The following is a 26,395-nucleotide window of genomic DNA, read 5'->3' as shown; positions in this document are numbered from 1 at the left end:
TTGATCTCAATACTCACCAAGCATTTTGTCGGCAAATCTTCCTACACTTGAAAATATGCTGCCGCCAAATGCATTTCCAACAGCACTGCCAAGCGAACTAAAAAAACTTCCAAACATATTTACCATATTATAGTTTAATATGGATTGATATTAGCATTATGATGTGGTAACACTAATAGTATTGATGTCATTCCTGAGACTACATCGTCATTGCGAGCAGCCATAGGCTGCGTGGGCAATCTCAGGAATTCTCCCGAGATTGCTTCGTCAATTACTTCGTAATTTTCCTCGCAATGACAAAATTAAAAAAATGGAAACCATAAATGTTTAAAAAATCTTTATTCATCTTACTATTGCTTATTGCTTCCTTAGTTAAAGCAGAGATTATAGAAGTGGATAGTTTAAATAAAATAAAACAAGATTTTAAAGAAAATTATAATAAAAATTATGTACCTCAGGATTTATTAGTAGTAACAGTTTTAGATGAATTTTTGTTTAAGTCTTTAGTGCCTATCGGTGAACAAATTGATAAAGATATTTATCTTACACTAACTCCTCTTTTGCGTAATATTAATAAAAATCCAAAAGCTATTTATATAAATCAATTGATTTTAACTAATGATAGTTATAAGAAAGAATTACAAGAATCTGATTTTCCAAATTTTGTAAATGAAATGAGTAATAGTAAAATCCCTATAATAGCAGTAAATGATGGCTTTACCGGTAATTTTAATAATATTCCTAAATTTGAAATATGGTTTGCCGATTATTTAAAGAAAAATTTCGATATTGATTTTTCAAATAGTTTTCCAAACAATAATTATATTATTTTTAATAATTTAGACAGTTTTGCTAATACTTATCCGGTATTTTATAAGGGTATATTGACAAGTAATAATATATCGGAAGCGGAAATGATGATCAATTTCCTTGTTCAAATGAATTTTATACCGAAATGCTTTATAATGATTAGTAGTAGCATAGAATTGCTAAGCTCAATGGAATTTCAACTTAGTAGTTATAGTTCTAATATATTATTTATTGGTTATCATTATAATAATAAAAATACCCCGGAAAATAAAGATGCTGCATATTATACTAACACCATTGGTGATTTAATACCTCAAATAAATAAAGTAAAAAGAAATAATCCACATTTAAAGAATAATAATGCGAAAGGTAAAAATCCTTATGACAAAAGTAGACCTCTTAAATAACCTCTTGCTAAAGGTAATTTGTACGTCAATCCGGTACTCGCATCTGCACGATCTTTTTTGTACGCTGCGGCGGCAAGTGCTTCCGTGTTTCCTTCAAATTCCTCTTTATAAGATATGTTATTTAAGAGGTCTAATCAATAAAGTTTTATTGAGTTTACTTTGCTTAGTTATTTCGTGTGCGGGCTACGGTCAAATTATTCCTACTTACTCTATAGATTCGATAACAATGAAAAATTTATTACCGAAGATAGATGCAGATACGCTGGTACTTATAAATATAGATAATACTATTATAACACCGAAATCCAAATTATTTCGATACCAGGATAATTCTTATATAAATTTTACTAAATATTTATATAGTCTTGCAGCGGATAACGCATCAGTTAATAAAACTATTGCAAAATTGATAGAGCAGCGTCAAATGATGCTTGTTGAATCTAAATGGGCAGATTTAATTAATAAGATGAAACAGCAAGGTGCAACAGTTTTAGGTCTTCAGGAAATAACGGCCCCATGTAATTTAATTGAAAATTATGAAGGATGGTTATATACCTTACTTTATGGACTCAATATTAATTTTACTAATAAAGTTAATGATAAAGATGTATTTAGATTTAATCCAAGTGATGCTGGAGCCCCTATTTTTTATTTAGGTATAATATTTACCGGTAATATAAATAGAGTAAAAACTCTTATAGAGTTCTTAAACATTATACCAAAACAACCTAAAAAAATAGTAATTTTTGCAAATAATAAAAAAGATTTAGAAAATATGGACTCTTATTTAAGTATGGTTGATATAGGGTATTATGGAATTGAATATTTGGGGTGGCAAATGTTACCGGGGTCACCTGATCATCAAATCGCTGAGTTGCAGCAATCTACGTTTTTAAATACCGGTCAGTGGTTAGAAGATGATACAGCTGCAAAGATGTTAAATAAATAATTATGAATGACAATTTAATTAATGCTTTAAAAGATTTAATTATTAATACCGGCAAGGTTGCACTAGATATAAAAAAGGCAGGAATATTGACTGATACTAAATCAGATGGGTCAGTAGTCACTAATGCCGATAAGGAAATTAGTAAAATAATTTATCAAACTCTACGAACCTTAACCTCTCAAGTAGCTATAGTATGTGAAGAACAGCCGCTACCTATATTAAGCAGTGATACTTTTTGGTTAATCGATCCTATTGACGGGACACGGAGCTATGTAAACGGTAAAAGTACATATACGTTAAATATAGGGCTTATTGAAAACGGTTCTCCGACCATCGGCTTGATATATCACCCTGAAACAGCAAAGCTATATTATACCGATGTAAACGGTCGGTTAAAAATCGAACAGAATTCTAAAGAAGTATTTGTTAATCATGAACCTAAACATGAAGAGCTTAATGCGGTAATAGGTTTTTATAATTCAAATAAAGCTACTAAAGAATTTTTAAGTAAGTATTCATTCGGTCAAATAAATGCAATAGGTAGTTCAATTAAACTATGCTTAATTGCTGAAGGAACAGCTGATATATATCCAAAATTCGGTCAAACTATGGAATGGGACATAGCGGCAGGTCATGCTTTAATTAAAGCCGGCGGCGGTAATATTTTAGATTGCGACGGACAAGAAATTACTTACGGTAAAGAAAATTTTGCTAATCCTAATTTTTTCGCCTGTAGCAAATATTGGTTGGAAAAGAATCCAAACTGTCATACCGCGACTTGACCACGGTATCCATTAGAAACATTTATAGTAGTTAAATATTACTGGATACCGCGATCAAGTCGCGGTATGACAGACTATTGGATTCCCGCTTTCGCGGGAAGGCATTGTTGCGTGGACTAGTTTTCGTCATTGCGAGGAAAATTACGGAGTAATTGACACAGCAATCCAGTAACAAATACTAAATTTAGCATTGTTTTATTATTTTTTTTGGATTGCCACGCAGCCTACGGCTGCTCGCAATGACGATTTGGTATCCACGCAACAATACCCCTCGTGGGAATGACATCTCACACCAACTTCTTCAACTCATAAATCAACTCAAGTGCTTCTTTAGGGGATAGTTTATCAGGATCGATAGTTCTAAATTTTTCATCTAATTTGTTGCTTATAGTAGTTTTATTAGGTTCAAGATTAAACAAACTCAAATTATTTGATTCCGTCGATAAGATATTTTTTCCTTTACCTGTAGAAGTTTTTTCAAATTTAAGCAGAATCTGCTCAGCTCTGTTTATAACACTCGCAGGAAGACCGGCAAGAGCCGCAACATGAATACCGTATGACCTATCAGCTGCACCTGAGATAATATTATGTAAAAATAGAATATCTTTACCTGACTCCTCAATAGCAATAGTATAATTTTGCAAAGCCGGCAAAAAATTACTCATAACGGTAAGTTCATGATAGTGAGTTGCAAACAAACAGCGACATTTCAGTTTATCATGGATATATTCAAGCACTGACCAAGCTATAGATACACCGTCGTAAGTGGAAGTACCTCTACCTACCTCATCAAGGATGATTAAAGAATTCTTTGTAGATTGGGCAAGAATTGCCGAGGTTTCAAGCATCTCTGCCATAAAGGTTGATTGACCTTTAATTAAGTCATCGGCAGCACCTATTCGGCTAAATATTTTGTCGACTACTCCTATTTTAGCACTTTTTGCAGGAACAAATGAACCTATTTGAGCAATGATTGCGATAATGGCGTTTTGACGCAGATAAGTACTTTTACCTGCCATATTAGGACCGGTAATTAACCAAATACGCTCAAGCTCCGATAAATGACAGTCATTATATACAAAGCTTTTGCTTTCTCGCTGTAGTGCTTTCTCTACTACCGGATGTCGTCCTTTAACGATATCAAAGCTTAAATCATCGGTAAATTCAGGCTTAACATAATCATATTCATCAGCGATATAAGCAAAATTACAAAATACATCAAGTCCGCTTAAAGAGCTTGCAAGCATTCGTAAATAGGAAGCTTTTGCGATTACTTGGCTACAAATATCCGCATATAATTCTTTTTCTAAGCTTATTACTAAGGTTTTGGCGTTGACTAACTCGCTTTCAAGCTTTTGTAATTCGGTAGTAGTGTAGCGGACATTATTGACTGTGGTTTGACGGTGAATAAATTTGGGATCGGTGATTTTATTGACATTTTTAGCAGTTATATCGATAAAAAGCCCAATAACATTATTATGAGATATTTTTAAACTGTCTATATTTGTTTCTTTACGATATTGATCTTTTAGCTTTTCAATATGTAATTTCCCGTTATTAATTAAATCATGTAATTGTGCTACTTTCGGATGATATTCATGCCTTATTATACCGCCTTCATTTAAATTATTCGGGGCATCTTCACGTATTGTTTCGTCTATTAAATTATATAACTCTTCATTACCTGACAGCGATTTAATAATTTTTTCAATAAAATCAGGCAAATTAAAACCGTAAGCATCAAAAAATACTCCTTTAATAATCGTTGCTGTTTCCAAAGTATATTTAATACTAAGTAAATCGCGACCTGAACTTCTATTCATCGTAATACGTGTTAAGCAGCGTTCTATATCACTAGTTTTTTTTAGAAGTTCTCTAATTTTTTTTACTATTTCTAAGTTAGAATAAAAGAATTCAGCAATATTTAAACGGTGGTTTATTTTGAGGATGTCGGTTAAAGGACTTGAAAGAAAATTATATAATAAACGTCCGCCTTGTTTAGTAACCGTATGATTAAGGGTGCTTAGTAAACTTCCTTGCGAGCTGCCTTGTGAGTTTGTTACAATTTCAAGGTTGCGTCTAGTTGCAAAATCAATAGTCATATAGCTATGAAAATTGACAATTCTAGGGATCGGTAAATGAGGAATATTTTGTTTTTGAGTTAACGATAAATATTCTAAGATGCTACCTATAGCACAAATTTGACCGTTAGATACTTCACCAATCCCTTTAATATCTTTCATTTTATAAAAATCTAAAATGATTTTTTCACATTTATTAACTGCAAAAAAACTATCAACTTGATAGGTAATACGAAAATTTAATTGTTTGAAGATATTATCCGCAAGATTAGAAGATCTTAGATTTTCGCTAAGTAAAATTTCACGAGGTTTTAGACGGGCAAGTTCATTGAGAATTTCGGCTTCCGGTATATTAACTACAAAAATTTCAGAAGTAGAAAGATCAATGTAACAAAGGCTAGCTGTTTCTTTATTTTTCGGTATTACGAGACTTGCTAAATAATTAGGTTTGGCTGAAGCAATTAAATTTTCTTCAATTATAGTTCCTGGAGTTATAATACGTGTGACATCTCTAGTAACTATCGCTTTATAACCACCTCTATTTTTTGCTTCTTCAGGTGTTTCAAGTTGATCACAAATAGCAACCTTATAGTTTTCTTCAATTAACTTAGTTAAATAATTCTCAAGTGCATGATAAGGTACGCCGCACATTGGGACTTCTTCTTCGCCGTTTTTGCCTCTTTTTGTTAAGGCAATACCTAAAACATTGCTGGCTAAGATTGCATCCTCATAGAACATCTCATAAAAATCACCCATTCTAAATAGTAGTAAGCAATCTAAATGAGCAAATTTAATGTCTAGATATTGTTGCATCATTTTCGTTGCAACATCGTAATTATATTTTTGTTTAAACTCTTGAAGATTCATATTAAGCAAAGTTATATATTGGTTTATCAAAATATATAGGAATGTTTCATCAAGTTAAATATATATTTTTTATGGGAAAATTAATTATAATGCTGCATTATTAAATTATTTCTGCTATTATTAATTTATACTCAAAATATTTAAATTAGATCATTATGAAAACACAGCTTGTAGTTCTCACTAATAGAGGGCAAATGACAATTCCAAGTTATATTAGAGAGAAATTAAATTTATCCACAGGAAGTAAGTTAGAGTTAATAGTGCAAGATAATTCTTTTATGGTAATACCTATAAATAAATCAGTTAAAAACTTGAAACATATTTTACCAAAACCTAAAAATACTCTAACTATAGATGAAATGAATGAAATTATTAAAGGTTCATATGATAGGAATTGATACAAATATTCTCATTCATTACTTAACCGGAGACGATAAAGTACAAAGCATTAAAGCTATAGAATTAATAGAAAAATATTCCGGTAAAGAAAATTCAATATTTATAAATAATATAGTTATATGTGAATTAGTTTGGGTATTAGAAAAAGGTTATAAATATTCAAAAGAGCAAATAATTTTAGTACTAAAAGAAATATTTAGTACAGTTGAATTTAGTTTTGAGAATCAACAAGTCTTATGGTTATCAGTTTTAGAATATGAAAATTATAAAACAGATTTTCCCGATATATTAATAGGTAAGCTAAATATATTTAATGGATGTAATTATACTGTTACTTTTGATAAAGTAGCAAGTGAACTAACAATATTTAATAATTTATAAAACTACTTTATCTTTGAGAGGCGGGTGCTATGTCTGCCGCCTTCAAATTTAGTGATTAAAAACTTATCTATAATATCAAATACTATTTTGTGATCTATGGTTTTTGCTCCGAGTATCAAGATATTAGCATCATTATGAGCTTTAGCATTTTCGGCAGTTAATATCTCATTGCACAAAGCGGCTCTTATTTCCGAACTACGATTAGCAGCTATAGACATACCAATCCCCGTATCACTAATTAAAATACCGATAGGAGCTAATTTTTCAATAATAATATCTACTACTTTCTTAGCATAATCAGGATAATCAACGGTTTGTGTATTATTCGTTCCGCAGTCATAAATCTTGAGAGATTTCTGCTCTAAATAATTGATAATTTTAGACTTAAGCTCATAACCTGAATGATCACTAGCTATGACAATATTATAAGTTTTCATAGTTAATTTTTTGATGGAAAATAGTGATAAAAATTATATACTATGTAAGAGTCTATCTGTAAATAAATTTTAAAGCTAATTAAATTCTTTTTTGCTACAAATTATAAGATTTTTTTGAAATATGAATAACTATTCCTTCAAAAATCTTATTAATTTTCGCTATAAAAGCTCTTTAATTATCAATTAAAATTTATTTACAGATAGACTCTAAGATTTGTTTTCTAATGTAAATAATAGTTTTGTTAAATATATGAAATATCCTGTTGCACTTAGTATCATTATATGTTTTTGTTTAGTTGCTTGCGTTGATCAGCCACCGGCTCCAATTGAGTATAAAGTAGGAGATGTTACTGCAAATAATAATTCTACCGCACTAGATCACGATGAGGGAATGATAGTTCAAAGAACTATGGAAGATACTTCTACATCAGAAAAAGTTAGCGGTAGACTCGAGGAACCAAAGGCAAAAATTATAGAAGATGATAATGATGATATTGAGATTCCTGTATCTCGGAATGAAGACAAAGATGAAGGAGCGATAGCACAATTAAACTTTGTAAAACCGTTAAATGGGGTAATTATTACCGAGTTTAAAGCCGGTAAAAGTAAAGGGATAGATATTGTAGCTAAAGAATATAGCGAAGTTAAATCGATAGCTGCAGGAACGGTAATATATTCAGGCTTTAATAAACAATTCGGTAATTTAGTAATAGTTAAGTTAGATAAAGACGATTTGGAAGTAGCATATGCGAGTTTAGACGATTTATTACTTAAAAAAGGTGATAAAGTTGCTAAAAATAGTGTTATCGGACATGTAGAACATAAGTTATATTTTGCGATGCGTAAAAACAAAATAGCAGTTGATCCAAGCAAATATATAGAATTTTAAATGGAAGATTTTATTACTCTTACCAAATACGGCGAACCTCAAAATGTTATAGTAAGGAGGAGTAGCAAAGCTAAAAATATAGCCATCCGAATTACGCCTAAAGGTGCAGAGCTTGTATTACCTCTTAAGGTAAAAGCCGAAAAAGGTCATAATTTTTTGTTAAGTAAAGAATATTGGGTTAGGCAAAAATTACATCGTAATGTAACTGTGATACCAAAGGATGAAGATAAGATTTCTATTTTGGGTAAATCTTATGAAATAATACATATTGATTCGTCTAAAAATCAGATAAAACTAAATGATTCTACGTTAGAAGTGTATTGCAGTAAGGTACTAAAAAAACTTAGTATAGAAGTATTCCTTAAAAAGAAATTATTAGCAGAAATAAAAATAATAGTAGAGAATATATCCAAAAAACATAATTTGACTTATTCTAACATTAGAATAATAGAAAATGTTAGCCGTTGGGGGAGTTGTTGTAGCAAAGGGAATCTTGCTTTTAATTGGCGGGTAGTTTTTGCCCCCTTTGAAGTACTGAAATATTTAGTAGCTCATGAAATAGCACATTTAAAAGAAATGAACCATAGCGAAAATTTTTGGCAGTTAGTTGAGGATATATATCCTGAATACCAACCGGCAAAATTATGGCTAAAAAGAAACGGTAAGAATTTATATAGTTATTTGTCGTGAAATGTCATCCCGTGGCTTGTCCACGGGATGACACCTGATAATTAAAGAATACAGAGGATAGAATGCACAACACCACAAAAAGAGCAACAGTTCCGGCACTTGAAGAAATCTTATATGAGCCTATAAAAGTGTTAGATCACGGCTTTATTAGAGTTATTGACTATATGGGAGATGATAGTGCTATAGTACAAGCAGCACGTGTTTCTTACGGTAAGGGTACGAAGCAATTAAACCAAGATAAAGGGCTGATAAACTACTTGCTTCGTCACTATCATACCACTCCTTTTGAGATGTGTGACATCAAGTTCCATATTAAACTACCGATATTTATTGCAAGACAATGGATTAGACATAGAACGGCTAGTGTTAATGAATATTCGGCAAGATATTCTATTTTAGGCAATGAATTTTATCTACCTGAACCGGCAAATATTGCTTCCCAATCTGCCGTAAATAAACAATGTAGGGAAGGGGATAGCTTGCCGAAAGAAGTTGCTGAAAAGGTCCTTACAATTTTAGAGGAAGATGCTAGACAGTGCTACGGGCATTATAAGGAGCTGATGAATGCCGATGAAGAGGGTAATATTATAGATGAGAACGCCACAGGGATAGCAAGAGAGCTTGCCCGTATGAATTTAACTTTAAATTATTATACTGAATGGTATTGGAAGATTAATTTACATAATTTACTTCATTTCTTAAGGTTGCGTGCCGATCCTCATGCTCAATATGAAATTAGAGTTTATGCCGAAAAAATGCTTGAGATAGTCAAAGCTTGGGTACCTTTTACTTACAAAGCTTTTGAGGAATATCGTTTGCAGGGAGCAAATATTTCACGTAAAGGTTTGGACATAATTAAAAGAATGATAAAAGGTGAGAAAGTTACCCATGAGACTAGCGGCATGACTAAAAGAGAATGGGAAGAATTAATGAAGATTTTTGGGTAGTTTCGCAAGGTGTCATTGCGAGTGACCAAAGGCGTTGTTGTGTGGCTCGATTTTTACCGTCATTGCGAGAAAAAACTGTAAGTTTTGATGAAGCAATCCAGTCAAAAATTCTAATTTACAGAATTTTTGTAATTATTTTCTGGATTGCCGCACTCACTTTGTTCGTTTGCAATGACGATTTTTAAGCCATACAACAAAGCCGCAATTTCCTCGCAATGACGTTAATTATAAAAAGGAGTATTTTGAGTGAGAAATATTATATATTTTATACTATCACTATTATTTAGTTTTACCGGTTATGCACTTGAAACAATAAATATTGAGCATGGGCGAGCTGACCCTACACCTATAGCAGTAAATAAATTTAATGCTGATAGTTCTACTGATAACGCAGTAGGTCACGATGTGGTTAAAGTTATCTCTAATGATTTAAAGCTTTCGGGGTTATTCCGTCCTATTTCCTCTGCATCTTTTATAGAAGAGCAGACAGGAATAGAATATAAACCGCTTTTTGCTGCATGGCGTCAAATTAATGCTAGTCTTTTAGTAAACGGTGAAGTTAAAAAACTAGAAAGCGGTAAACTTAAAATTAGCTTTATATTATGGGATACGTTGCTTGAAAAACAGCTCGCCGGTGAAATGCTTGAAGTACCGGAAAATCTATGGAGAAGAGCAGCACATAAAATTGCCGATAAAATTTATGAAAAAATTACCGGTGATGCCGGTTATTTTGACACCAAAATAGTGTATGTATCAGAAAGTAGTTCTTTACCGAAAATAAAAAGAATTGCTTTGATGGATTATGACGGGGCTAATAATAAATACCTTACCAACGGTAAATCACTAGTTTTGACCCCAAGATTTGCTCGTTCAGCGGATAAGATTTTTTACGTTTCATATGCTACTAAAAGAAGAGCACTCGTTTATGAAAAAGATTTAAAAACAGGCAAAGAAAGCATAGTAGGTGATTTTTCCGGTATATCTTTTGCTCCTAGATTCTCACCGGACGGTAGAAAAGCTGTAATGTCGATAGCTAAAAACGGCTCGACGCATATTTATGAAATTGACCTTGCTACTAAACGGCTTCATAAATTAACTGACGGATTCGGTATTAATACCTCTCCTAGCTATTCACCGGACGGTAAAAAAATTGTGTATAATTCCGATAGAAACGGTGTTCCTCAATTATATATCATGAATTCGGATGGAAGTGATGTTCAGCGTATTAGTTTTGGCGGTGGTTCTTACGCAGCTCCTAGCTGGTCGCCTAGAGGAGACTATATAGCATTTACTAAGATTACTAGAGGAGAAGGAGGAAAAACTTTTAATATCGGAATTATGAAAGCATGCCCCCAAGATGATGAGAATAGTGAAAGGATAATAACAAGCGGATATTTAGTCGAAAGTCCTTGTTGGTCGCCTAACGGACGAGTTATTATGTTTGCTAAAGGTTGGCCTTCAAGAGCTAAAGCTCCGGGAAAGAATAAAATTTTTGCAATTGATCTAACAGGTCATAATGAAAGAGAAATTATAACACCGGCAGATGCTTCTGATCCTGAGTGGTCAGGTGTGCTGAATTGATGCTTCATCGTTGGGAGAAGGCTTGCCTGCGTGGACATACCAAAATCGTTATTGCGAGCAGGCATTGTTGTGTGGATACTGAAGGTCGTCATTGCGAGGAAATTACGTAAGTAATTGACGAAGCAATCTCAGGAGTTTGTTATTATTTCATGAGATTGCCACGCGGCCTACGGCTGCTTGCAATGACGATTAAGAATGTTAAGCTACTTCTCTACTATGGTTTAAAATAAACTTCTTTATTTTTTTAAAAGCCGTATTTTCTATTTGTCTAATACGTTCCTTAGAAATATTATACTCATTGCTTAGAATATCTAGAGTTTTAGGAGTATCCGTTAATTTACGCTCTGTTAAAATATGAAGTTCCCTATCGTTTAAAATCTTCATAGCATTTGATAGTAACTTCCTTTTACTGGTAAAATTTTGCTTATTAACAGCCATAGCTTCGGGAGTAGGGCGTGTTTCCGGTAATAGTTCTATTAGTTCTCCTGATTCTGCATCATCACTATTTATAGAGTTATTTAACGATAAATCAGGACCTGAAATTCTAGTATTCATTTCAGAAACTTCATTAACCGAAACGCCTAGCTCATCTGCTATTTGTGCAAAATCATCGGTAGTAATAGCCCTTGAGTATAAATTAGTAATTTTATGCTTAACTTTATTAAGACTAAAAAATAATTTTTTTTGTGCGGCCGTTGTTCCCATCTTTACTAATGACCAAGATTTTAATATATATTCTTGTATGGCTGCTTTAATCCACCACATCGCATATGTTGATAGGCGGAAACCAAGTTCGGGATTGAATTTTTTTACTGCCTGCATTAAACCTATATTACCTTCTGAAACCAGTTCGGTAATAGGAAGACCGTAAGTCCTATAGCCGCTTGCAATTTTTGCAACAAGCTTAAGATGGCTCGTTACTAATTTATGTGCAGCTTGTAAATCATTCTCCTCTAAATAGGATTTCGCTAATAAAAATTCTTCTTCTTGCGTAAGTGAAGGAATTTTATTGATTTTCTGTAAGTAGCTATAAAATCCTGATTCGCTAGAAATTGCTAATGCATTAATATTATTAGTCATACTAACCTTAAAAACTATTTTTCTTTATACTAACACATATATGATCTAAAATAAACTTTTTCTAGAGTATTTTTAAATAAAATCAAATAATGTCTAAAAAATCCAATAAAAATTTAGCTTTTTCCTTGTTGGGATTAATAATTAGTATGGTGTTACTAAGTTTTGCTTCCGTACCTATCTATAATTTATTTTGTAAAGTTACAGGATATGGCGGCACTACTGTAAAAGAAACAGTGAGTGTATATTCTAAGGTAAAAGGCACTAAACCTATAATTATCGAGTTTGATACTAATGTTGATAAAGATTTGCCTTGGCGTTTTATCCCAAGGCAGCAAAGAGTGCAAATTATTCCGGGGCAGAATACTCTAGTGTTCTATGAAACGGAAAATCTAAGCGATAACGATATAATAGGTACTTCCGTATATAATGTTACTCCAAATAAAGCAGGAAAATATTTCGTAAAAATTCATTGTTTTTGTTTTGAAGAACAATTATTAAAAGCCGGCGAAAAAGTCTTAATGCCGGTTACATTTTATATAGATAAGGATTTTGAGCTTGACCCTGAAATGCAAGACATTAAAGTACTTACCTTATCTTATAGTTTCTTTAAAGTAAGAGAGATATCGTTATTGCAAGGAAATTATGTAAGTAATTGACGAAGCAATCTCAGGAGTTTGTTATTATTTCATGAGATTGCCACGCAGCCTACGGCTGCTCGCAATGACGATTTTGGAGTTATGCAACAACACCGGCTCATCGAGTATACTCGATAACCCATTTACGAAGTCTAACAACCGGTAGAGTATTTATAAGAGCGGTAGAAGGTAAAACTTTGCCGTTAGTATTAAAGTTAATTATAGGTTCTATACCATATATGCTATACCACGGCTTTAACGGTGAGCTATTTGAATATTTACGGTGGAACCAAGATAAAGAAGGTGTTGTTTCTTCATACTCTATTACTTTAACCGATTGTGGATTTTTGTGATATATAAGGCTAAGTACCGATTGATCGGAATGATGCCATTTATATTCATCGTAATTAGGATAGATATTATAATCTTTGCCTGAAAGAATTCTAATATCTTCACAACTTTTTAGCCATTTTTCAACAAAAGAACGAGAAAGCTTAGTATTACGCACAATAATAACGGCACTCCAAATGTGATCATCATTTCTGCATTTGTCAGTAAGACAATCCATTAAAGCGAAAGTTTCGCCTTTAACAAAACTACCATTTTTACGATTGCGATCATGTACCAGTAATAAATCATTATCGCCTAAAAGATTTGTTAAATTACTGATATGCTTTTTAATAACAAAAGCCGAATCTAAATATACTATAATGGCTCCTTCCGGTGCATTTTTCATTGTTTCAAGTATAATATAAGGCTTCCATAGCCATAACCCCGCTCCTGCAGGTTCATTAAAAATTTCTTGATTTTTTTCTATAAACGCTTGATTTATGTGTTTTTTCTTATAGTTAAATATGAAATCTATACCTTTATTAATTGCATAGTGAGTAGTTGCATTCTGATTACGATAAACATGCTCCGGACCGTCGGCATAAGAAACTAAATAAATAGGTTCTTTTATAGAATTCTGAATAGATAAATCTACTTTTTGTAACGATACGTCATTAATAAAACCTTGACGTGCATATTCTAAAATAATCAGTATAAAATAAATTAGAGCTAACTTAATAATCGTCTTGTATAATATTTTAAATAACATATAATTTAATTTTTTAAATTCTTTAAGCTACGTCATTGTGAGCAAGCTTTGTTGCCTTGATACCGAGTCGTCATTGCGAGCAGCCGTAGGCTGCGTGGCAATCCAGGAAAAATAATAAAAATTCTATAAATCAGAATTTTTAACTGGATTGCTTCGTCAATTACGAAGTAATTGACGAAGCAATGACGAAATCGATAATTATTAAACAGCACCAATTGTAGCATTTTAATATGTTAAAAGATAGTGTTGTAATTTAATTATAAATTTAGTATAACTTGCTGTTTATTTAAGGTTGGTATGATTAATTTAGGGGATAAGCAGTCTACTATAGTTGTCGCAATGTCGGGCGGGGTTGATAGTTCGGCGGTTGCCGCAATGCTGCATGAACAGGGACATAATGTTATAGGTATTACCTTGCAGCTATATGATCATGGTATGGCAGTAGGGAAAAAAAATGCCTGTTGTGCCGGTCAGGATATTTACGATGCTAAAATGGTAGCAAACAAGCTAGGTATTCCTCATTACGTACTTGATTATGAGAGCAAATTTAAAGAGTCGGTAATAGATAATTTCGTCGATAGCTATTTACAAGGTGAAACACCGCTGCCGTGCGTACAATGTAATAAATCGGTAAAGTTTAGGGATCTAATTAAAACGGCTAGAGAGCTTGGGGCAGATAAGCTTGCTACTGGTCATTACGTACGAAAAATAAACGGTGATAACGGAGCGGAGTTGCATATGGGACTTGATCCGGCAAAAGACCAAAGTTATTTTTTATTTACGACAACTAAAGAGCAATTAAAATATTTAATCTTTCCTCTTGGGGGACTTACTAAGGATGAAACACGAAAGCTTGCTAGTAAATTTGGGCTTGAGGTAGCGGATAAGCCTGACAGCCAAGATATTTGTTTCGTACCTGACGGAAATTATAAGAGCGTAATAAATAAAATACGTCCAGATAGCAGTGAAAGCGGTAAGATTATTCACGTAAACGGGTTTGAGCTAGGAGAGCAGCATAGCGGTATAATTAATTACACTATAGGGCAACGTCGTGGGCTTGGTATAGCTTATAATGAGCCTTTATATGTAGTAAAGATTGATCCTAAGGACAATATAGTATATGTAGGACCGGAGTCCGCATTAAACGTACAGGAGTTTATAATTAAAGACGTGAATTGGCTTGCAGATGAGATTAAAGATAACGAAAAGCTAGAAGTAGCCGTTAAAATTCGTTCGACAAGACCGCCTCGTCTAGCCGAAATCAGTAAACTTGGTGATGATAAAATGAAAGTAAAATTTTTATCCGAAGAAAAAGCCGTTGCCCCTGGGCAAGCATGCGTTATTTATGCAGGCGAAAGAGTGCTTGGCGGCGGATGGATTACTAGGGAGATAAGGTAGTCATTCCTGCAAGGAGTGGATGCCAAATCGTCATTGCGAAGCCACGAAGTGGCTGTGGCAATCCAGAAAAAATAATAAAAAAATGCTAAAGATTAGCATTTTTAACTGGATTGCGTCGTCAAAATTTTCAATTTTTCCTCGCAATGACGAAAAAATTATTACATTAGGCAATACAAAATAAGCTCACTAAAATAGGAGAAACTAATGAGTTTTTTAAGGAAGAAAAGTTTTGAATCAGTAAAGGAGATAGGTAGCTCAAGCGGTCTTAGCAAAACGCTTGGAGCATTCGATTTAATATTACTAGGTCTTGGTGCAATGATCGGTACGGGCGTATTCGTCGTTACCGGTATAATTGCTGCTAAATTTTCAGGACCTGCAGTGATGATATCTTATATAATTGCCGGTATTACCTGTATTTTCGTTGCACTTGTTTATACCGAACTTGCCGCTATGCTTCCGACTTCCGGCAGTATTTATACTTATTCCTATGTTGCATTCGGCGAAGTATTTGCTTGGATGATCGGTAGCGTTATAATATTAGAGTTTGGAGTATCTGCCGGAATAGTAGCAGCCGGTTGGTCTGGTTATATACAAGGAATATTAGAGGTTGGAGGAGTATACTTACCAAAAGCCTTAACTACCGTACCTTCAAATGGTGGAGTAATAAATTTACCGGCATTTTTAATTTCGGCATTTATTGGATTTATTTTATTTTTAGGTACTAAAGATAGTAAAAAAATAAATGCTATTTTAGTTTTTATAAAAATGGCAGCAATATTTGCTTTTGTTGTGGCAGCTGCTCCGCATTTTGATGCTACTAATTGGAGTAATTTTATGCCGTTCGGTTTCAGTGGCGTCGTGATGGGTTCTTCTATTTTGTTCTTAGCTTTTACAGGTTTTGGAACAATTGCAACCGCAGCTGAAGAATGTAAAAATCCAAAACGTGATATAATGATCGGTATTATAGGATCACTAGTTTTAACTACTTTAGTATATGTGGTAATGTCAGGCTTAGTTACCGGTATAGCTCCTTTCGATCAGCTAAATAATGATCGTCCGCTTGCTTATGCCTTGACTATCAATAATAGTAGAATTGGTTCAGCAATTGTTTCAACTGGAGCGGTTTGCGGTATGATGACGGTGTTGATGATGAATATTTACGGTACTTCTCGTATTTTTTATGCTATCGCACGTGACGGTTTACTACCGAACAGTTTTGCAAAGTTGCATCCTAAATATGATAGCCCGTATATTACGATTATAATATTCTCTGCACTTGCAGCGTTTTTAGGTGGTTTTTGTCCTACTGAAATTATAACACAATTAACTTCAATGGGAGCACTTATTGATTATATTGCTGTAGCAATAATAGTAATGATGTTTAGGATAAAATTACCGACTGCTCAAAGATCATTTAAATGTCCTATAGTATTTATTATTGCACCGTTTATTTTGTTTGCTTGTATCTATCTATTACTTACACAAATGTACGGTGATGAAATATATAAAGGAAATTTTAACCTATTAACGGCAGGTCGTGCATTAATATATTGGTTTATTACAATATTTGTTTTATATATTGTAAGATCATTTTTTATGAAAAAAGAGCAGAACTAGATGTTATTCCTATCGTCATTGCGAGCAACCGTAGACTGCGTGGCAATCTAGAAAAATAATAAAAAAATTCTGTAAATCAGAATTTTTTACTGGATTGCTTCGTCAAAACTTACAGTTTTTCCTCACAATGACGGAAAAACCTATCCACGCAACAATGCCTGCTCGCAATGGCGTTGATCCACACAACAAAACAAAATTAACCAAATGACTGAAAAGCTGCAACCACTCCGAGGAATGAAAGATCTTTTGCCGGATGATTATAAAGTGCACAACTATATAATTAATAAGGCAAGAGATGTTGGAGTATTATACGGCTATAAACAAATGAGTACTCCTATTTTGGAGTATACCAAAGTCTTTAACCGCTCAATGGGTGAAAGCTCTGACGTAATCAGTAAAGAAATCTATAGTTTTTTAGATAAAAGTAATGAATCTATAGCTCTTAGACCCGAGTTCACGGCCGGTATTATTAGAAGCTTCATCTCAAATGGTTTACAACATAAATTACCCTTAAAGTTCTTCTCTATCGGTCCTGTTTTTCGTTATGATAGACCGCAAGCAGGGCGTCAACGTCAATTCCACCAACTAAATTACGAGTATATCGGAGCTAAAGGTGCTATTACTGATGCCGAAACTTTAAAGCTGGTAGTAGACATACTTAAAGCACTCGAAATAGAGCAGGATACTACCTTAGAGCTTAACTCTCTTGGGTGCAGTGAATCAAGAAGCGTGTATCAGCAAAAATTAGTAGAATATCTAAATGATTTTAAAGATCAATTATCGGAAGAAAGCAAAATAAGGCTGATCAAAAATCCTATGAGAATCCTTGATTCAAAAAGCGAGATTGATCAAAAAATAGTAGCTGCAGCACCGGTTTTATCTGAATATTACAGTGATGAATCCAAAGAATATTTTGATGAGTTACTAAAATATCTTGGTATTTTAGGTGTGAAATATAGTATAAACCCACGTTTAGTTAGAGGGCTTGATTATTACTGTCATACTGCTTTTGAATTCACTACGAAAAAGCTTGGATCACAATCTACTATTCTTGCTGGCGGTCGATATGATGGGCTTGCTAAAATCATGGGTAATAATGATGATGTACCGGCTATCGGTTTTGCCGCTGGTATTGAGCGAATTGCTTTAATGCGAGAATATAATATATCGTCATTAAGTCTAGTAGCTGTATTACCTATAGGTGAAAATAATATTTGTTATGCTTTAGAAATTGTAGATAAATTGCGAACACAAAATATTGCTACTATCATAGAACCTCTAGGTAAAATAGCTAAAAGAATACAACGCATCCTTAATGAAAATGCTAAATTTATTATTTTCATAGGTGATGAAGAACAGACAAATAATAGCCTCAAACTTAAAGATTTAGAAAAACAAGAAGAATATATAGTAGATCTTGCAAAAGCTCTTGAATTATTGAAGAAATATTAGCATTGCCTCGAAGCAGTTGATATCATCATTGCGAGGAGAGGTTGTTGCGTGGATCGAAAAATGTGCTTGATGTGTCATATCGTGGCTTGACCACGGTATCCAAAAAACAGTTTAAAATACTAATGGTTTTAGTATTTTAAACTGGATTCGCGATCAAGTCATGGGGAATATGGACAGCGGTGGAGTTGATCCATGCAACAACGCTTACGGCTGCTCGCAATGACACCTCAGTATCCACACGGGCAATGCCAATAAGGTCTTTTAAGAGTTGTTTAAAACAAGATCAATTTCTTTATGGAAATACTAAAATTGATGGGTATAAGCTTGGTGAACTTGAGCAAGTAATATATGATAACGACGGTTATACTGCGGAAATTTTTGCAGCTAGCTTGCTTATAGGTCTTGGAATAAACGAAAAATATCATTATGAGCCGCTTTCTGTTTTATCGGGGGGTTATAAGTTACGTGTTTTACTTGCACAAAGTCTATTTAATAATCCCGATATTTTACTACTCGATGAACCGACAAATCACCTAGATATTATTTCAATATATTGGCTTGAGAATTATTTAAAAAACTCTTTTAAGGGAATATTAATTTTTATATCGCATGATTTAGCTTTTTTAAATAATGTCGCAACGGATATTTTGGACATAGATTATGGAGAAATAAAACTATATACGGAAAATTATGATAATTTTATTCAAGAAAATCAGATAATAGCTACGCAGAGGCTAAGCAAGCGTAATTTTTTAGAAAAGAAAATAGCAAATATGCAGGCTTGGGTTGATAAATTTAGAGCAGGGACGAGAGCAAGGCAAAGTGCCTCCCGAGAAAAGCAGTTAGAGAAAATAGAATTACCGGATATACAGAAATCTTCAAGAATTAGTCTGTTATTTAGATTTAAACAACTAAGATCATCAGGAAAATTAGTATTAAAAATCGATCACATAACTAAAGATTTTGAGAATAAGTAAATATTAAATAAAGTTAGTTTTAACGTATCACGAGGAGAAAAAATTATTATTATCGGTGCAAACGGTATCGGTAAATCTACTTTATTAAAAATCTTAATGAATAAAATATCAGCAGATCAAGGTAGCTATGAGTGGGGTGAATCACAAATATCTTATTTCGCTCAAGATCACTATGAGTTACTTAATGAAAATATTAGTATTATTGATTGGCTTAAAAAGCAATCTGAAAAGGAAACGGAAAATACTATTAGAAATACGCTTGGGCAAGTATTATTCCATAGTGATGAAGTAAATAAAAATATTTTGAGTTTAAGCGGTGGCGAGGGTGCAAGGTTATTACTTGCTAAAATGATGTTAGAAAAAAGTAATATTTTGGTTCTTGATGAAAACCGACAAATCACCTTGATATAGAGTCAAGAGAAGCTCTTAAAAAATCTCTAATTGATTTTGATGGTACGGTAATATTAGTAACGCACGATCGTGATTTTGCAAAATCCATAGCAATAAGAATTATTGCTCTTTCTCATAGAAAAAATCTTGTTGATTTTAAAGATAAATATGATGATTATATTGAGAAATACGGTAATGATTATTTAAGTTCTACTACAAAATTATCCTAAGTTTTAGGCATTGCTCATTAAATATAGATATCGTCACTGCGAGCAGCCATAGGCTGCGTGGCAATCTCGTCAAATATCCTGAGATTGCTTCATCAATTACTTTGTAATTTTCCTTGCAATGACCATGAAAATCAAGTCATACAACAAAGCATAACCTTAAATTTAATCACTCTACATTATAAAACTCCAGATGATGACCGCTAATAAACTTTTTTACTTCAGCATGGTTACCGTACTCATCAAAATTTAATAATAACCCTTGTTCGTTAAAATATAATATATTTGTAAATAGTCGGTCATCACAGTCCCACTTAGCTTTAAAAGCATTTTCCTTAATAAGTTTAACTCCATTTACTCCGTGTTTGTGATATATTATTCCTTTTTTTAAAGCAGAAATAAAAGACATAATTTTACTTTTATCAAAGGTATTATAGATTTTTTTAGAAATTGTACCGTAACAATCAAATCCTCTATATTTGCCAAGAAATTTAGCCGTACCTTCTCTTACTTCCTGATTATCAATTTTAATTTGACCTTCTTTAGGAATATTCCAAGAATTATTATTGCAGTGGGTAATCTTTTGAATGGCTAGATAAAATTCATGTTTCTTTTTTAGTTTATAATATTGATGAATTTTTTTGCATCATATTGATCAATTAATTGTTCTAAATTTTCTATTTGCTTGTTATCGGGGGAATAGCTTGCAATAATTTCTTCTTGTTTTTTTTGACTTAATTTACTTGCATATCTTACACTTTTTCTTGATTGTTATTTAATAAGGCGGTAACTATCCCAATTTCTAAAGTATTTTCATTGCAAGAATCATTTTGCAGAGCGTTTTCAACATTTTGGAAAATCTTTTCAGATTTTTCAGAAGTTAATTTAGTCTCGTTATCTGCTATTAAACCGGTATTAACCGCGTTAAGAACTTCTACTTTTTCATTGGGATTTAGAGTATTATTTTGAGGTAATGTATAATTTGGGTCCACGTAACTCCAAAGCTTTATAATAGCCTTTTCATACAAATTTATTTGATGCTCAGGCATCTTATTTAAAAGATCAGAAGCCGTTTTAAATTGCTTATACTACATAGGGCGAGTGAGAATGCTAGAAGTATGTTGCTTGGGGCATCACTAATTGCTTTTAGTTTTTCGGTTAATATTGATTGCTGTTTTTTTGTAATTGTTTATGTATTGGAAATTTTGTTATAAAAAGCCATGTATTCACAGCCGTCATATATTGATAAATAAAAGGGAACTAAGGTATTTTTTTTAATTAAATCTAACTTCTCATAAGAAATTTCATATGGATTAGTTAACATTTCTAGAATGTATTTTATATATTCTATCGGCACATATTGTATTAAGTCATTAGCTTTATCAAATTCGCCTTGTATTCTATAATTAGACCATAAATGATAGGCTGCTGTTGGATGTGTGCGTAGAAGCACAAAGGCATGTTCATAACATTTAGTGGACATATAATAGTTTCCGGTTTCCTCAATAAGCACAACCTGTTCTATAATACCACTGGGCTAAAACCTGATCTTCAGTATTATTATTTAACAAAAAAATAGATTCTTCAAGTAACGCTTTTGCCTCTTCAAAATTTTTATTTTTCATTAGTAAATCAGAGAATTGACCTGACAAATCCAAGCTGAATTTTATATATAGTACTAGTGCTTGGATAATTTTAAGCTTAGATTCCGGTTCAATAAGTTTTAGCACAGGAAGTATATATTCTGCACATTTGCTATATTGTTCAACTTCTTTTGCAAAGTGATTAAAATATAAATTTGTTGCTGTAATTATATATTTAAATATCTCTTTAGCAGTTTCATTGTATCTATTTAATATACTACATTGAAAAGCAAGACTCATTACTTGAATTTTAGTTAGCGTATCAGGTGTTTTAGGAATGATTTTATCCGGTATCCATTTTATGGATTCACCATCTAAATTTATATTCAAAAAAGCCGGGTCTCTATATTATTTTATAATTTTTCAACAATTCATGATTTTTGTAGCTTTCATATGGATAATTAGACATTAATCTATGCAATAGTGAATGCTTAATTTTTATAGTTTTTTTGGTATCTATTTCAGTTTTTTCGCTATTTAAATGTCCAAATATATAATGCATTACTTCTATAGCTGCACCAACAGTTGGTATAGATGAAAATTTTGAAATTTTACATAGAATTATTATTAAAAGATTATTCTAAAAATAATAACAAAGGAGTTTAAGAAGACAATAGATTTTTTAATTTAAAATGAGACATTGCCTAGAAACAAGTTGATAATTTGAAAAGTTTACGTCATTGCGAAGAAATTACAAAGTAATTGACAAAGCAATCTCAGGATGCTTGACAAGATTGCCACGTCGCTTCACTCCTCGTAAAGCTTTGTTGCGTGGATACCAAATCGTCATTGCGAGCAGCCGTAGGCTGCGTGGCAATCTCATGAAATAATAATAAACTCCTGAGATTGCTTCGTCAAAACTTACAGTTTTTCCTCGCAATGACAAAAATTTTCACATAACCTAATGACAAAAGTAAAATATGAATATATTATTTAATTTTAGAATAATTAAATAATATACATTCAATGAGTGCAGATACTAATATTAGCGATAGCTTAGAAATTGTTACGCAAGATCATTTATCGATTTTTTCTTTAATAAGTTCATCCGACATTATCGGTAAGTCGGTTATGTTGATGTTGCTTATTGCCTCCATTTGGTCATGGGCTATTATTTTGGATAAAATATTTAAGCTAGTGCAAGTGCAGAAAAGAATGCGAGCATTTGAAAATGTGTTTTGGTCTGGTGGAGTATTGGAGCAATTATATGAAAGCATAAAGAGGTCGGTTAATAATCCGCTAGCTTTAATATTCGTATCCGCTATGGATGAGTGTAAAAGCTTAAACACTAAAGGGCTTTCCGATGCATTAAAAAATAACCATAAAGAGCGTATAACGGGTGCAATGTATCTAGCTCAAAATAGAGAAGTCGAAAAGCTTGAGAAGAATTTGAGCTTCTTGGCAACTGTTGGATCAAGTGCTCCTTTCGTAGGTTTATTCGGTACCGTTTGGGGGATTATGCATAGCTTCCAATCGATTGCTACTTCAAAAAATACTTCACTTGCCGTAGTAGCTCCCGGAATTACCGAGGCGTTACTTGCAACGGCTATCGGTTTATTTGCAGCTATTCCAGCAGTAATTTTTTATAACTATCTTATTTCCCGTATTACTCTTATCAATAATAAGATTGAAGATTTTATTAGCGAGTTAAACTCTATATTTTCTAAGGCAATTGATCAGGAGAAAATGTAATGGCTATAAAGCTTGCCGGAAGTAATAGAAAAAGCAAAAGAGCGGTAGTTAGCGAAATTAACGTTACACCGCTTGTTGATGTGATGCTTGTGCTATTAATTATTTTCATGATTACTTCTCCAATGCTTGTTTCAGGTGTAAATGTGGATTTACCTGAGACAAATTCAAGCCCGATTTCAAGTCAAGATGAGCCTTTGGTTGTTACTATCAATAACAAAGGTGAAATTTTCTTGCTTGAAACGCCAATAGAGAGAACGCATTTAACCGACAAGCTTGCAAATATCACTAAAGAAAAAAAGGATGCTAGAATTTTTGTAAGAGGCGATAGAAATGTCTCTTATGGGCAGGTGGTAGAGATAGTTGCTGAAATTCATGCTGCCGGCTTTACTCGTGTAGCTCTTATTTCAAATATTAAAAATAATGAAAAGTAATCAAAATAAGGATAATTTTACGGTTTTCCTTAGCTTCTCTATTCTTCTACACTTACTTCTTTTATATTTTTTTCTATTCGGTATGCCATCGCTTTTTGAAAAATTACCGGAACAGCAAACTATAACTTTTGAGATGTTACCTGTTAGCGATAAACCAAATATCATAACCCAAACAAAGCAAAAAGAAGCCCCTATAGAAAATAAAGACGCTAAAAAGTCTGAGCAGAGTAAGCCTAAAGAGGAAGAACCGCAGCAAGATTTGCCTAAAGAAGAAAAAGCACAAGAGCCTGAAGCTAAAACAATAGAAGAAAAGCCTAAAATAGAAGAGAAAAAACCTATAGAAGAACCAAAGCCGGAAGAAGCGAAAGAAGCGTTGCCTGAGAAAAAAGAAGAAGTAAAGGAAGAAAAGCCTAAAGAAGAGGAAAAAAAACAAGCAGAAAAAAAGAAGAAGCCCGAAGAGAAGAAAGAAGAAGCCGTTGTCAAAAAGCCTGAAGAGAAACCAAAAGAGGTAAAGAAACAAGAGCCTAAAACCGATGAGCTTGATTCTTTACTGAAGAATTTAGAGCAATCCTCTGAAGGGGATAATGTAAAATCCAATAAGCATCAAAGATCAAAAAAAGTTGATAATGCAAAAGAAGCTAAAGGTGTTTATACGGATGGGCTGCCTCTTTCCGATAGTGAAACATCTTTGATAAAAAGACAGATTGAAAGACATTGGAGTAATATACCGGCAGGGGTGAGAGGTAATAATAAGGTAAAAGTTATTATTAGTATTACGTTAGATAAGGCAGGGAACGTTGAACAGGCAAAAGTTAAAGAAAGAATTTGTCCTAATATTCCGGCTAGCATTTGTGAAGCTTTAGCGGATAATGCAATTAGAGCGGTATGGCAGGCAAGCCCTATTGAAAACCTTGATCCTGCACGCTTTAACCATTGGAAAGAGATTAATTTTAGCTTTGATCCAAGTAAATTGTAGGTTGGGCATTGCCCGTGTGGATACCAAATCGTCATTGCAAGCAGCCGTAGGCTGCATGGCAATCCATAAAAAATAATAAAGAAATTCTGTAAATCAGAATTTTTAACTGGATTGCTTCGTCAATTGCTATGCAATTCCCTCGCAATGACGATTTTCGCACCACGCAGGCAAGCCTTTCGCGGGAATGACATTAAGAACCATGCAATAATTTAAAAATATTATTTATCATGTTCGTGGTGATCACCGATTAATTCAAGTCCCATATCTTTTGGCTCATTATTGAAGCAATAATAACAGCAATAACCTATCAAGAATAATAAGGTTGCTCCCACATTAAAAGTAGAGTCAAAGCAGCACTACTAGAGCTTGTTAGCTCAGGTTCTGAAGGTAATAAATCCATAGGGATGTCTTTGTTCATAAAACTTAGTTATTATGTTTACTATTTATAAATAAAAAAACTCTATAACTTTGTCTATTAAAATTACATTTATTTCACAAAGTTTTAAGAGCAGGATAAGTAAATAATAATAAATAGCATAAATTTAGACCGCAATGGACTATCATAGAGCATAATATTTTATCTGTTTTATAATATGCATAACCATAGAAAAAACCGCATATAGTGCTTAAAGCTATATATGCCCCGCCTTGAAAATGTGCAATCCCAAATATTAAAGATACTATAATAACAGCTAAAATCTGCTGTTTTGGTAAAAGACTTTGTAATGTTCTTTGTTAAAAACCCTCGAAAGAAAACTTCCTCAGCCATACATACTAAAAAGAAATTATTAATTGCCCATAATATTGGTAGTATGCTTGGGATTTTAGGCTCAAATAAGACGTAACCGCTTATTAAATGACAGAGTCATAATTATCATTATACACAGAGTGAAAGAGAAAAGAAGGTATACCTTAGAGCATTCTTACTTTCTTGTTTTTCTAAAAACATCTTTCCAAACCAGCTTCTAGAGGTAATTTATACGTCGATCCGGTACTCGAATCCTCACGTATGCTTGTGTACGCTGCGGTTCTGCGTTCCGTGTCTCCTTTAAATTCCTCTCTAGAAGCTGGTTTGGAAAGATGTCTAATATATAAATCACTGACAGAGAAAATTATTAAAGCCGGCATTACCTTATCAAAATTTAGATACATAGAAAACGGTATGGATAATTCCGATAACTGTACTTTATCAATAGCAAGGATATTAAAAAATTCTGGAACTTTATGAAAAGCAAATATAGTAAAACCTAGCGAGATTAATATAAATAATAAGGTTTTTAATACTTTATTTAGCTGTAAATTAAAATAGGCATAGGTAATAGCAGTAAAAATAGATAAAGCCCTAAACTCCTATAATATTTTATTACGCCTTGATATAAAGCGGCTAAAATCGTAATGCCTATGCCTAAATATGCAGGTCTTTTATCACGACAAAAAAAGATATTAAGATTGTTATAACGAGAAAAATGTAGGTGATAGTTAAGGATGGACATATAAACCTTTGTAAAAAACTATTTTTAATATATAATTATTTTTTAGCATTAAAAATAGAAAAATT

The 26,395-nt window shown here is 32.9% G+C and carries 29 protein-coding genes and 2 pseudogenes; 18 read left to right on the top strand and 13 right to left on the bottom strand.

Annotation, left to right across the window (positions count from 1 at the left end; genetic code table 11):
- Nucleotides 1-6: 6 nt before the first annotated feature.
- Nucleotides 7-117, bottom strand: coding sequence for a host specificity protein (locus RAS_RS04605; RefSeq protein WP_147142765.1), 111 nt, complete (start codon nucleotides 115-117; stop codon nucleotides 7-9).
- A gap of 206 nt (nucleotides 118-323) precedes the next feature.
- On the opposite strand from RAS_RS04605, the gene RAS_RS04600 reads away from it, so the two are divergent.
- Nucleotides 324-1,217, top strand: a complete 894-nt coding sequence (locus RAS_RS04600; RefSeq protein ID WP_147142762.1) for a DUF2608 domain-containing protein — start codon at nucleotides 324-326, stop codon at nucleotides 1,215-1,217.
- 8 nt (nucleotides 1,218-1,225) lie between these two features.
- Here the strand turns inward: RAS_RS04600 and RAS_RS04595 are convergent.
- Nucleotides 1,226-1,327 (bottom strand): annotated as a pseudogene (locus RAS_RS04595) (palindromic element RPE1 domain-containing protein); the annotation flags it as partial.
- A 2-nt stretch (nucleotides 1,328-1,329) separates the two neighbouring features.
- Here RAS_RS04595 and RAS_RS04590 point away from each other — a divergent pair.
- Nucleotides 1,330-2,166 carry a DUF2608 domain-containing protein gene (locus tag RAS_RS04590; RefSeq protein WP_172616180.1) on the top strand — a complete coding sequence of 279 codons (837 nt, stop codon included), beginning with the start codon at nucleotides 1,330-1,332 and terminating at the stop codon, nucleotides 2,164-2,166.
- A gap of 2 nt (nucleotides 2,167-2,168) precedes the next feature.
- Nucleotides 2,169-2,948 (top strand): 3'(2'),5'-bisphosphate nucleotidase CysQ family protein, encoded by a 780-nt coding sequence (locus tag RAS_RS04585; RefSeq protein WP_147142754.1) that lies wholly within the window; start codon nucleotides 2,169-2,171, stop codon nucleotides 2,946-2,948.
- Nucleotides 2,949-3,235: 287 nt separating this feature from the next.
- Here the strand turns inward: RAS_RS04585 and mutS are convergent, their stop codons facing one another.
- A complete protein-coding gene (gene mutS / locus RAS_RS04580) occupies nucleotides 3,236-5,896 on the bottom strand; it encodes a DNA mismatch repair protein MutS (protein WP_010423464.1) in 2,661 nt (886 codons plus the stop codon).
- A gap of 155 nt (nucleotides 5,897-6,051) precedes the next feature.
- Between mutS and RAS_RS04575 the strand changes: the two genes are divergently transcribed.
- Nucleotides 6,052-6,294, top strand: coding sequence for an AbrB/MazE/SpoVT family DNA-binding domain-containing protein (locus RAS_RS04575; protein WP_010423462.1), 243 nt, complete (start codon nucleotides 6,052-6,054; stop codon nucleotides 6,292-6,294).
- On the top strand, nucleotides 6,281-6,676 hold the full coding sequence (locus RAS_RS04570; RefSeq protein WP_232049141.1) for a PIN domain-containing protein: 396 nt from the start codon (nucleotides 6,281-6,283) through the stop codon (nucleotides 6,674-6,676). Before RAS_RS04575 ends, RAS_RS04570 begins: the two co-directional genes overlap by 14 nt.
- Before the next feature lie 2 nt (nucleotides 6,677-6,678).
- Here the strand turns inward: RAS_RS04570 and rpiB are convergent, their stop codons facing one another.
- Nucleotides 6,679-7,113 (bottom strand): ribose 5-phosphate isomerase B, encoded by a 435-nt coding sequence (rpiB, locus tag RAS_RS04565; protein ID WP_147142749.1) that lies wholly within the window; start codon nucleotides 7,111-7,113, stop codon nucleotides 6,679-6,681.
- A gap of 214 nt (nucleotides 7,114-7,327) precedes the next feature.
- Here rpiB and RAS_RS04560 point away from each other — a divergent pair, with 214 nt between their 5' ends.
- From RAS_RS04560 to tolB, 4 genes are all read left to right on the top strand, one after another.
- Complete coding sequence (locus RAS_RS04560; protein ID WP_172616129.1) at nucleotides 7,328-8,002, top strand: murein hydrolase activator EnvC family protein; 675 nt, start codon at nucleotides 7,328-7,330, stop codon at nucleotides 8,000-8,002.
- The gene (locus RAS_RS04555; RefSeq protein WP_147142747.1) at nucleotides 8,003-8,692 is read left to right on the top strand and encodes a M48 family metallopeptidase; all 690 of its coding nucleotides are present in this window, start codon (nucleotides 8,003-8,005) and stop codon (nucleotides 8,690-8,692) included.
- A gap of 62 nt (nucleotides 8,693-8,754) precedes the next feature.
- A complete protein-coding gene (thyX, locus tag RAS_RS04550) occupies nucleotides 8,755-9,639 on the top strand; it encodes an FAD-dependent thymidylate synthase (RefSeq protein WP_147142744.1) in 885 nt (294 codons plus the stop codon).
- Nucleotides 9,640-9,885: 246 nt separating this feature from the next.
- Complete coding sequence (gene tolB, locus RAS_RS04545; protein WP_147142741.1) at nucleotides 9,886-11,220, top strand: Tol-Pal system beta propeller repeat protein TolB; 1,335 nt, start codon at nucleotides 9,886-9,888, stop codon at nucleotides 11,218-11,220.
- Between the two features lie 198 nt (nucleotides 11,221-11,418).
- Here the strand turns inward: tolB and rpoH are convergent, their stop codons facing one another.
- A complete protein-coding gene (rpoH, locus tag RAS_RS04540; protein WP_147142738.1) occupies nucleotides 11,419-12,300 on the bottom strand; it encodes an RNA polymerase sigma factor RpoH in 882 nt (293 codons plus the stop codon).
- An 89-nt stretch (nucleotides 12,301-12,389) separates the two neighbouring features.
- Between rpoH and RAS_RS04535 the strand changes: the two genes are divergently transcribed.
- Complete coding sequence (locus tag RAS_RS04535; protein ID WP_147142736.1) at nucleotides 12,390-12,956, top strand: cytochrome c oxidase assembly protein; 567 nt, start codon at nucleotides 12,390-12,392, stop codon at nucleotides 12,954-12,956.
- 97 nt (nucleotides 12,957-13,053) lie between these two features.
- On the opposite strand, the gene RAS_RS04525 is transcribed toward RAS_RS04535, so the two are convergent.
- A complete protein-coding gene (locus tag RAS_RS04525) occupies nucleotides 13,054-14,034 on the bottom strand; it encodes a hypothetical protein (protein WP_147142731.1) in 981 nt (326 codons plus the stop codon).
- 297 nt (nucleotides 14,035-14,331) lie between these two features.
- Here RAS_RS04525 and mnmA point away from each other — a divergent pair, with 297 nt between their 5' ends.
- From mnmA to RAS_RS09830, 5 genes are all read left to right on the top strand, one after another.
- The gene (gene mnmA / locus RAS_RS04520) at nucleotides 14,332-15,432 is read left to right on the top strand and encodes a tRNA 2-thiouridine(34) synthase MnmA (RefSeq protein WP_147142727.1); all 1,101 of its coding nucleotides are present in this window, start codon (nucleotides 14,332-14,334) and stop codon (nucleotides 15,430-15,432) included.
- A 204-nt stretch (nucleotides 15,433-15,636) separates the two neighbouring features.
- The gene (locus RAS_RS04515; RefSeq protein WP_147142724.1) at nucleotides 15,637-17,049 is read left to right on the top strand and encodes an amino acid permease; all 1,413 of its coding nucleotides are present in this window, start codon (nucleotides 15,637-15,639) and stop codon (nucleotides 17,047-17,049) included.
- A gap of 204 nt (nucleotides 17,050-17,253) precedes the next feature.
- Nucleotides 17,254-18,501, top strand: coding sequence for a histidine--tRNA ligase (gene hisS, locus RAS_RS04510; protein WP_147142721.1), 1,248 nt, complete (start codon nucleotides 17,254-17,256; stop codon nucleotides 18,499-18,501).
- 245 nt (nucleotides 18,502-18,746) lie between these two features.
- A complete protein-coding gene (locus RAS_RS09835; RefSeq protein ID WP_232049140.1) occupies nucleotides 18,747-19,478 on the top strand; it encodes an ATP-binding cassette domain-containing protein in 732 nt (243 codons plus the stop codon).
- Nucleotides 19,479-19,889, top strand: coding sequence for an ATP-binding cassette domain-containing protein (locus RAS_RS09830; RefSeq protein ID WP_332094818.1), 411 nt, complete (start codon nucleotides 19,479-19,481; stop codon nucleotides 19,887-19,889).
- A gap of 375 nt (nucleotides 19,890-20,264) precedes the next feature.
- Here the strand turns inward: RAS_RS09830 and RAS_RS04495 are convergent, their stop codons facing one another.
- From RAS_RS04495 to RAS_RS04470, 3 genes are all read right to left on the bottom strand, one after another.
- On the bottom strand, nucleotides 20,265-20,504 hold the full coding sequence (locus RAS_RS04495) for a hypothetical protein (protein ID WP_147142718.1): 240 nt from the start codon (nucleotides 20,502-20,504) through the stop codon (nucleotides 20,265-20,267).
- Between the two features lie 343 nt (nucleotides 20,505-20,847).
- Nucleotides 20,848-21,144, bottom strand: a complete 297-nt coding sequence (locus RAS_RS04485) for a hypothetical protein (RefSeq protein ID WP_010423435.1) — start codon at nucleotides 21,142-21,144, stop codon at nucleotides 20,848-20,850.
- Between the two features lie 453 nt (nucleotides 21,145-21,597).
- A complete protein-coding gene (locus RAS_RS04470) occupies nucleotides 21,598-22,068 on the bottom strand; it encodes a hypothetical protein (RefSeq protein ID WP_147142715.1) in 471 nt (156 codons plus the stop codon).
- A 636-nt stretch (nucleotides 22,069-22,704) separates the two neighbouring features.
- Here RAS_RS04470 and tolQ point away from each other — a divergent pair.
- From tolQ to RAS_RS04455, 3 genes are read left to right on the top strand one after another with little or no spacing between them, the layout of a single operon-like run.
- Complete coding sequence (gene tolQ / locus RAS_RS04465; protein WP_147142712.1) at nucleotides 22,705-23,430, top strand: protein TolQ; 726 nt, start codon at nucleotides 22,705-22,707, stop codon at nucleotides 23,428-23,430.
- Complete coding sequence (gene tolR, locus RAS_RS04460; RefSeq protein WP_147142710.1) at nucleotides 23,430-23,861, top strand: protein TolR; 432 nt, start codon at nucleotides 23,430-23,432, stop codon at nucleotides 23,859-23,861. Before tolQ ends, tolR begins: the two co-directional genes overlap by 1 nt.
- Entirely contained in the window at nucleotides 23,851-24,837 is a 987-nt protein-coding gene (locus RAS_RS04455; RefSeq protein WP_147142708.1) for an energy transducer TonB, read from the top strand. The genes tolR and RAS_RS04455 overlap by 11 nt, the downstream gene beginning before the upstream one ends.
- A gap of 492 nt (nucleotides 24,838-25,329) precedes the next feature.
- On the opposite strand, the gene RAS_RS09825 is transcribed toward RAS_RS04455, so the two are convergent.
- From RAS_RS09825 to RAS_RS04430, 4 genes and pseudogenes are all read right to left on the bottom strand, one after another.
- Nucleotides 25,330-25,509, bottom strand: a complete 180-nt coding sequence (locus RAS_RS09825) for a CPBP family intramembrane glutamic endopeptidase (protein WP_332094817.1) — start codon at nucleotides 25,507-25,509, stop codon at nucleotides 25,330-25,332.
- Nucleotides 25,424-25,630 (bottom strand): hypothetical protein, encoded by a 207-nt coding sequence (locus RAS_RS10745; protein WP_332094816.1) that lies wholly within the window; start codon nucleotides 25,628-25,630, stop codon nucleotides 25,424-25,426. The genes RAS_RS09825 and RAS_RS10745 overlap by 86 nt, the downstream gene beginning before the upstream one ends.
- Nucleotides 25,631-25,797: 167 nt before the next feature.
- A pseudogene (locus RAS_RS04435) lies at nucleotides 25,798-25,926 on the bottom strand (palindromic element RPE1 domain-containing protein); the annotation flags it as partial.
- 200 nt (nucleotides 25,927-26,126) lie between these two features.
- Nucleotides 26,127-26,330, bottom strand: coding sequence for a hypothetical protein (locus RAS_RS04430; protein ID WP_147142702.1), 204 nt, complete (start codon nucleotides 26,328-26,330; stop codon nucleotides 26,127-26,129).
- Nucleotides 26,331-26,395 lie beyond the last annotated feature (65 nt).

It is taken from the genome of Rickettsia asiatica (assembly GCF_007989425.1).
Lineage (GTDB): Bacteria > Pseudomonadota > Alphaproteobacteria > Rickettsiales > Rickettsiaceae > Rickettsia > Rickettsia helvetica.
Note: the sequence above shows the minus strand (reverse complement) of the source record. Positions and strands in the feature narration are given on the sequence as shown.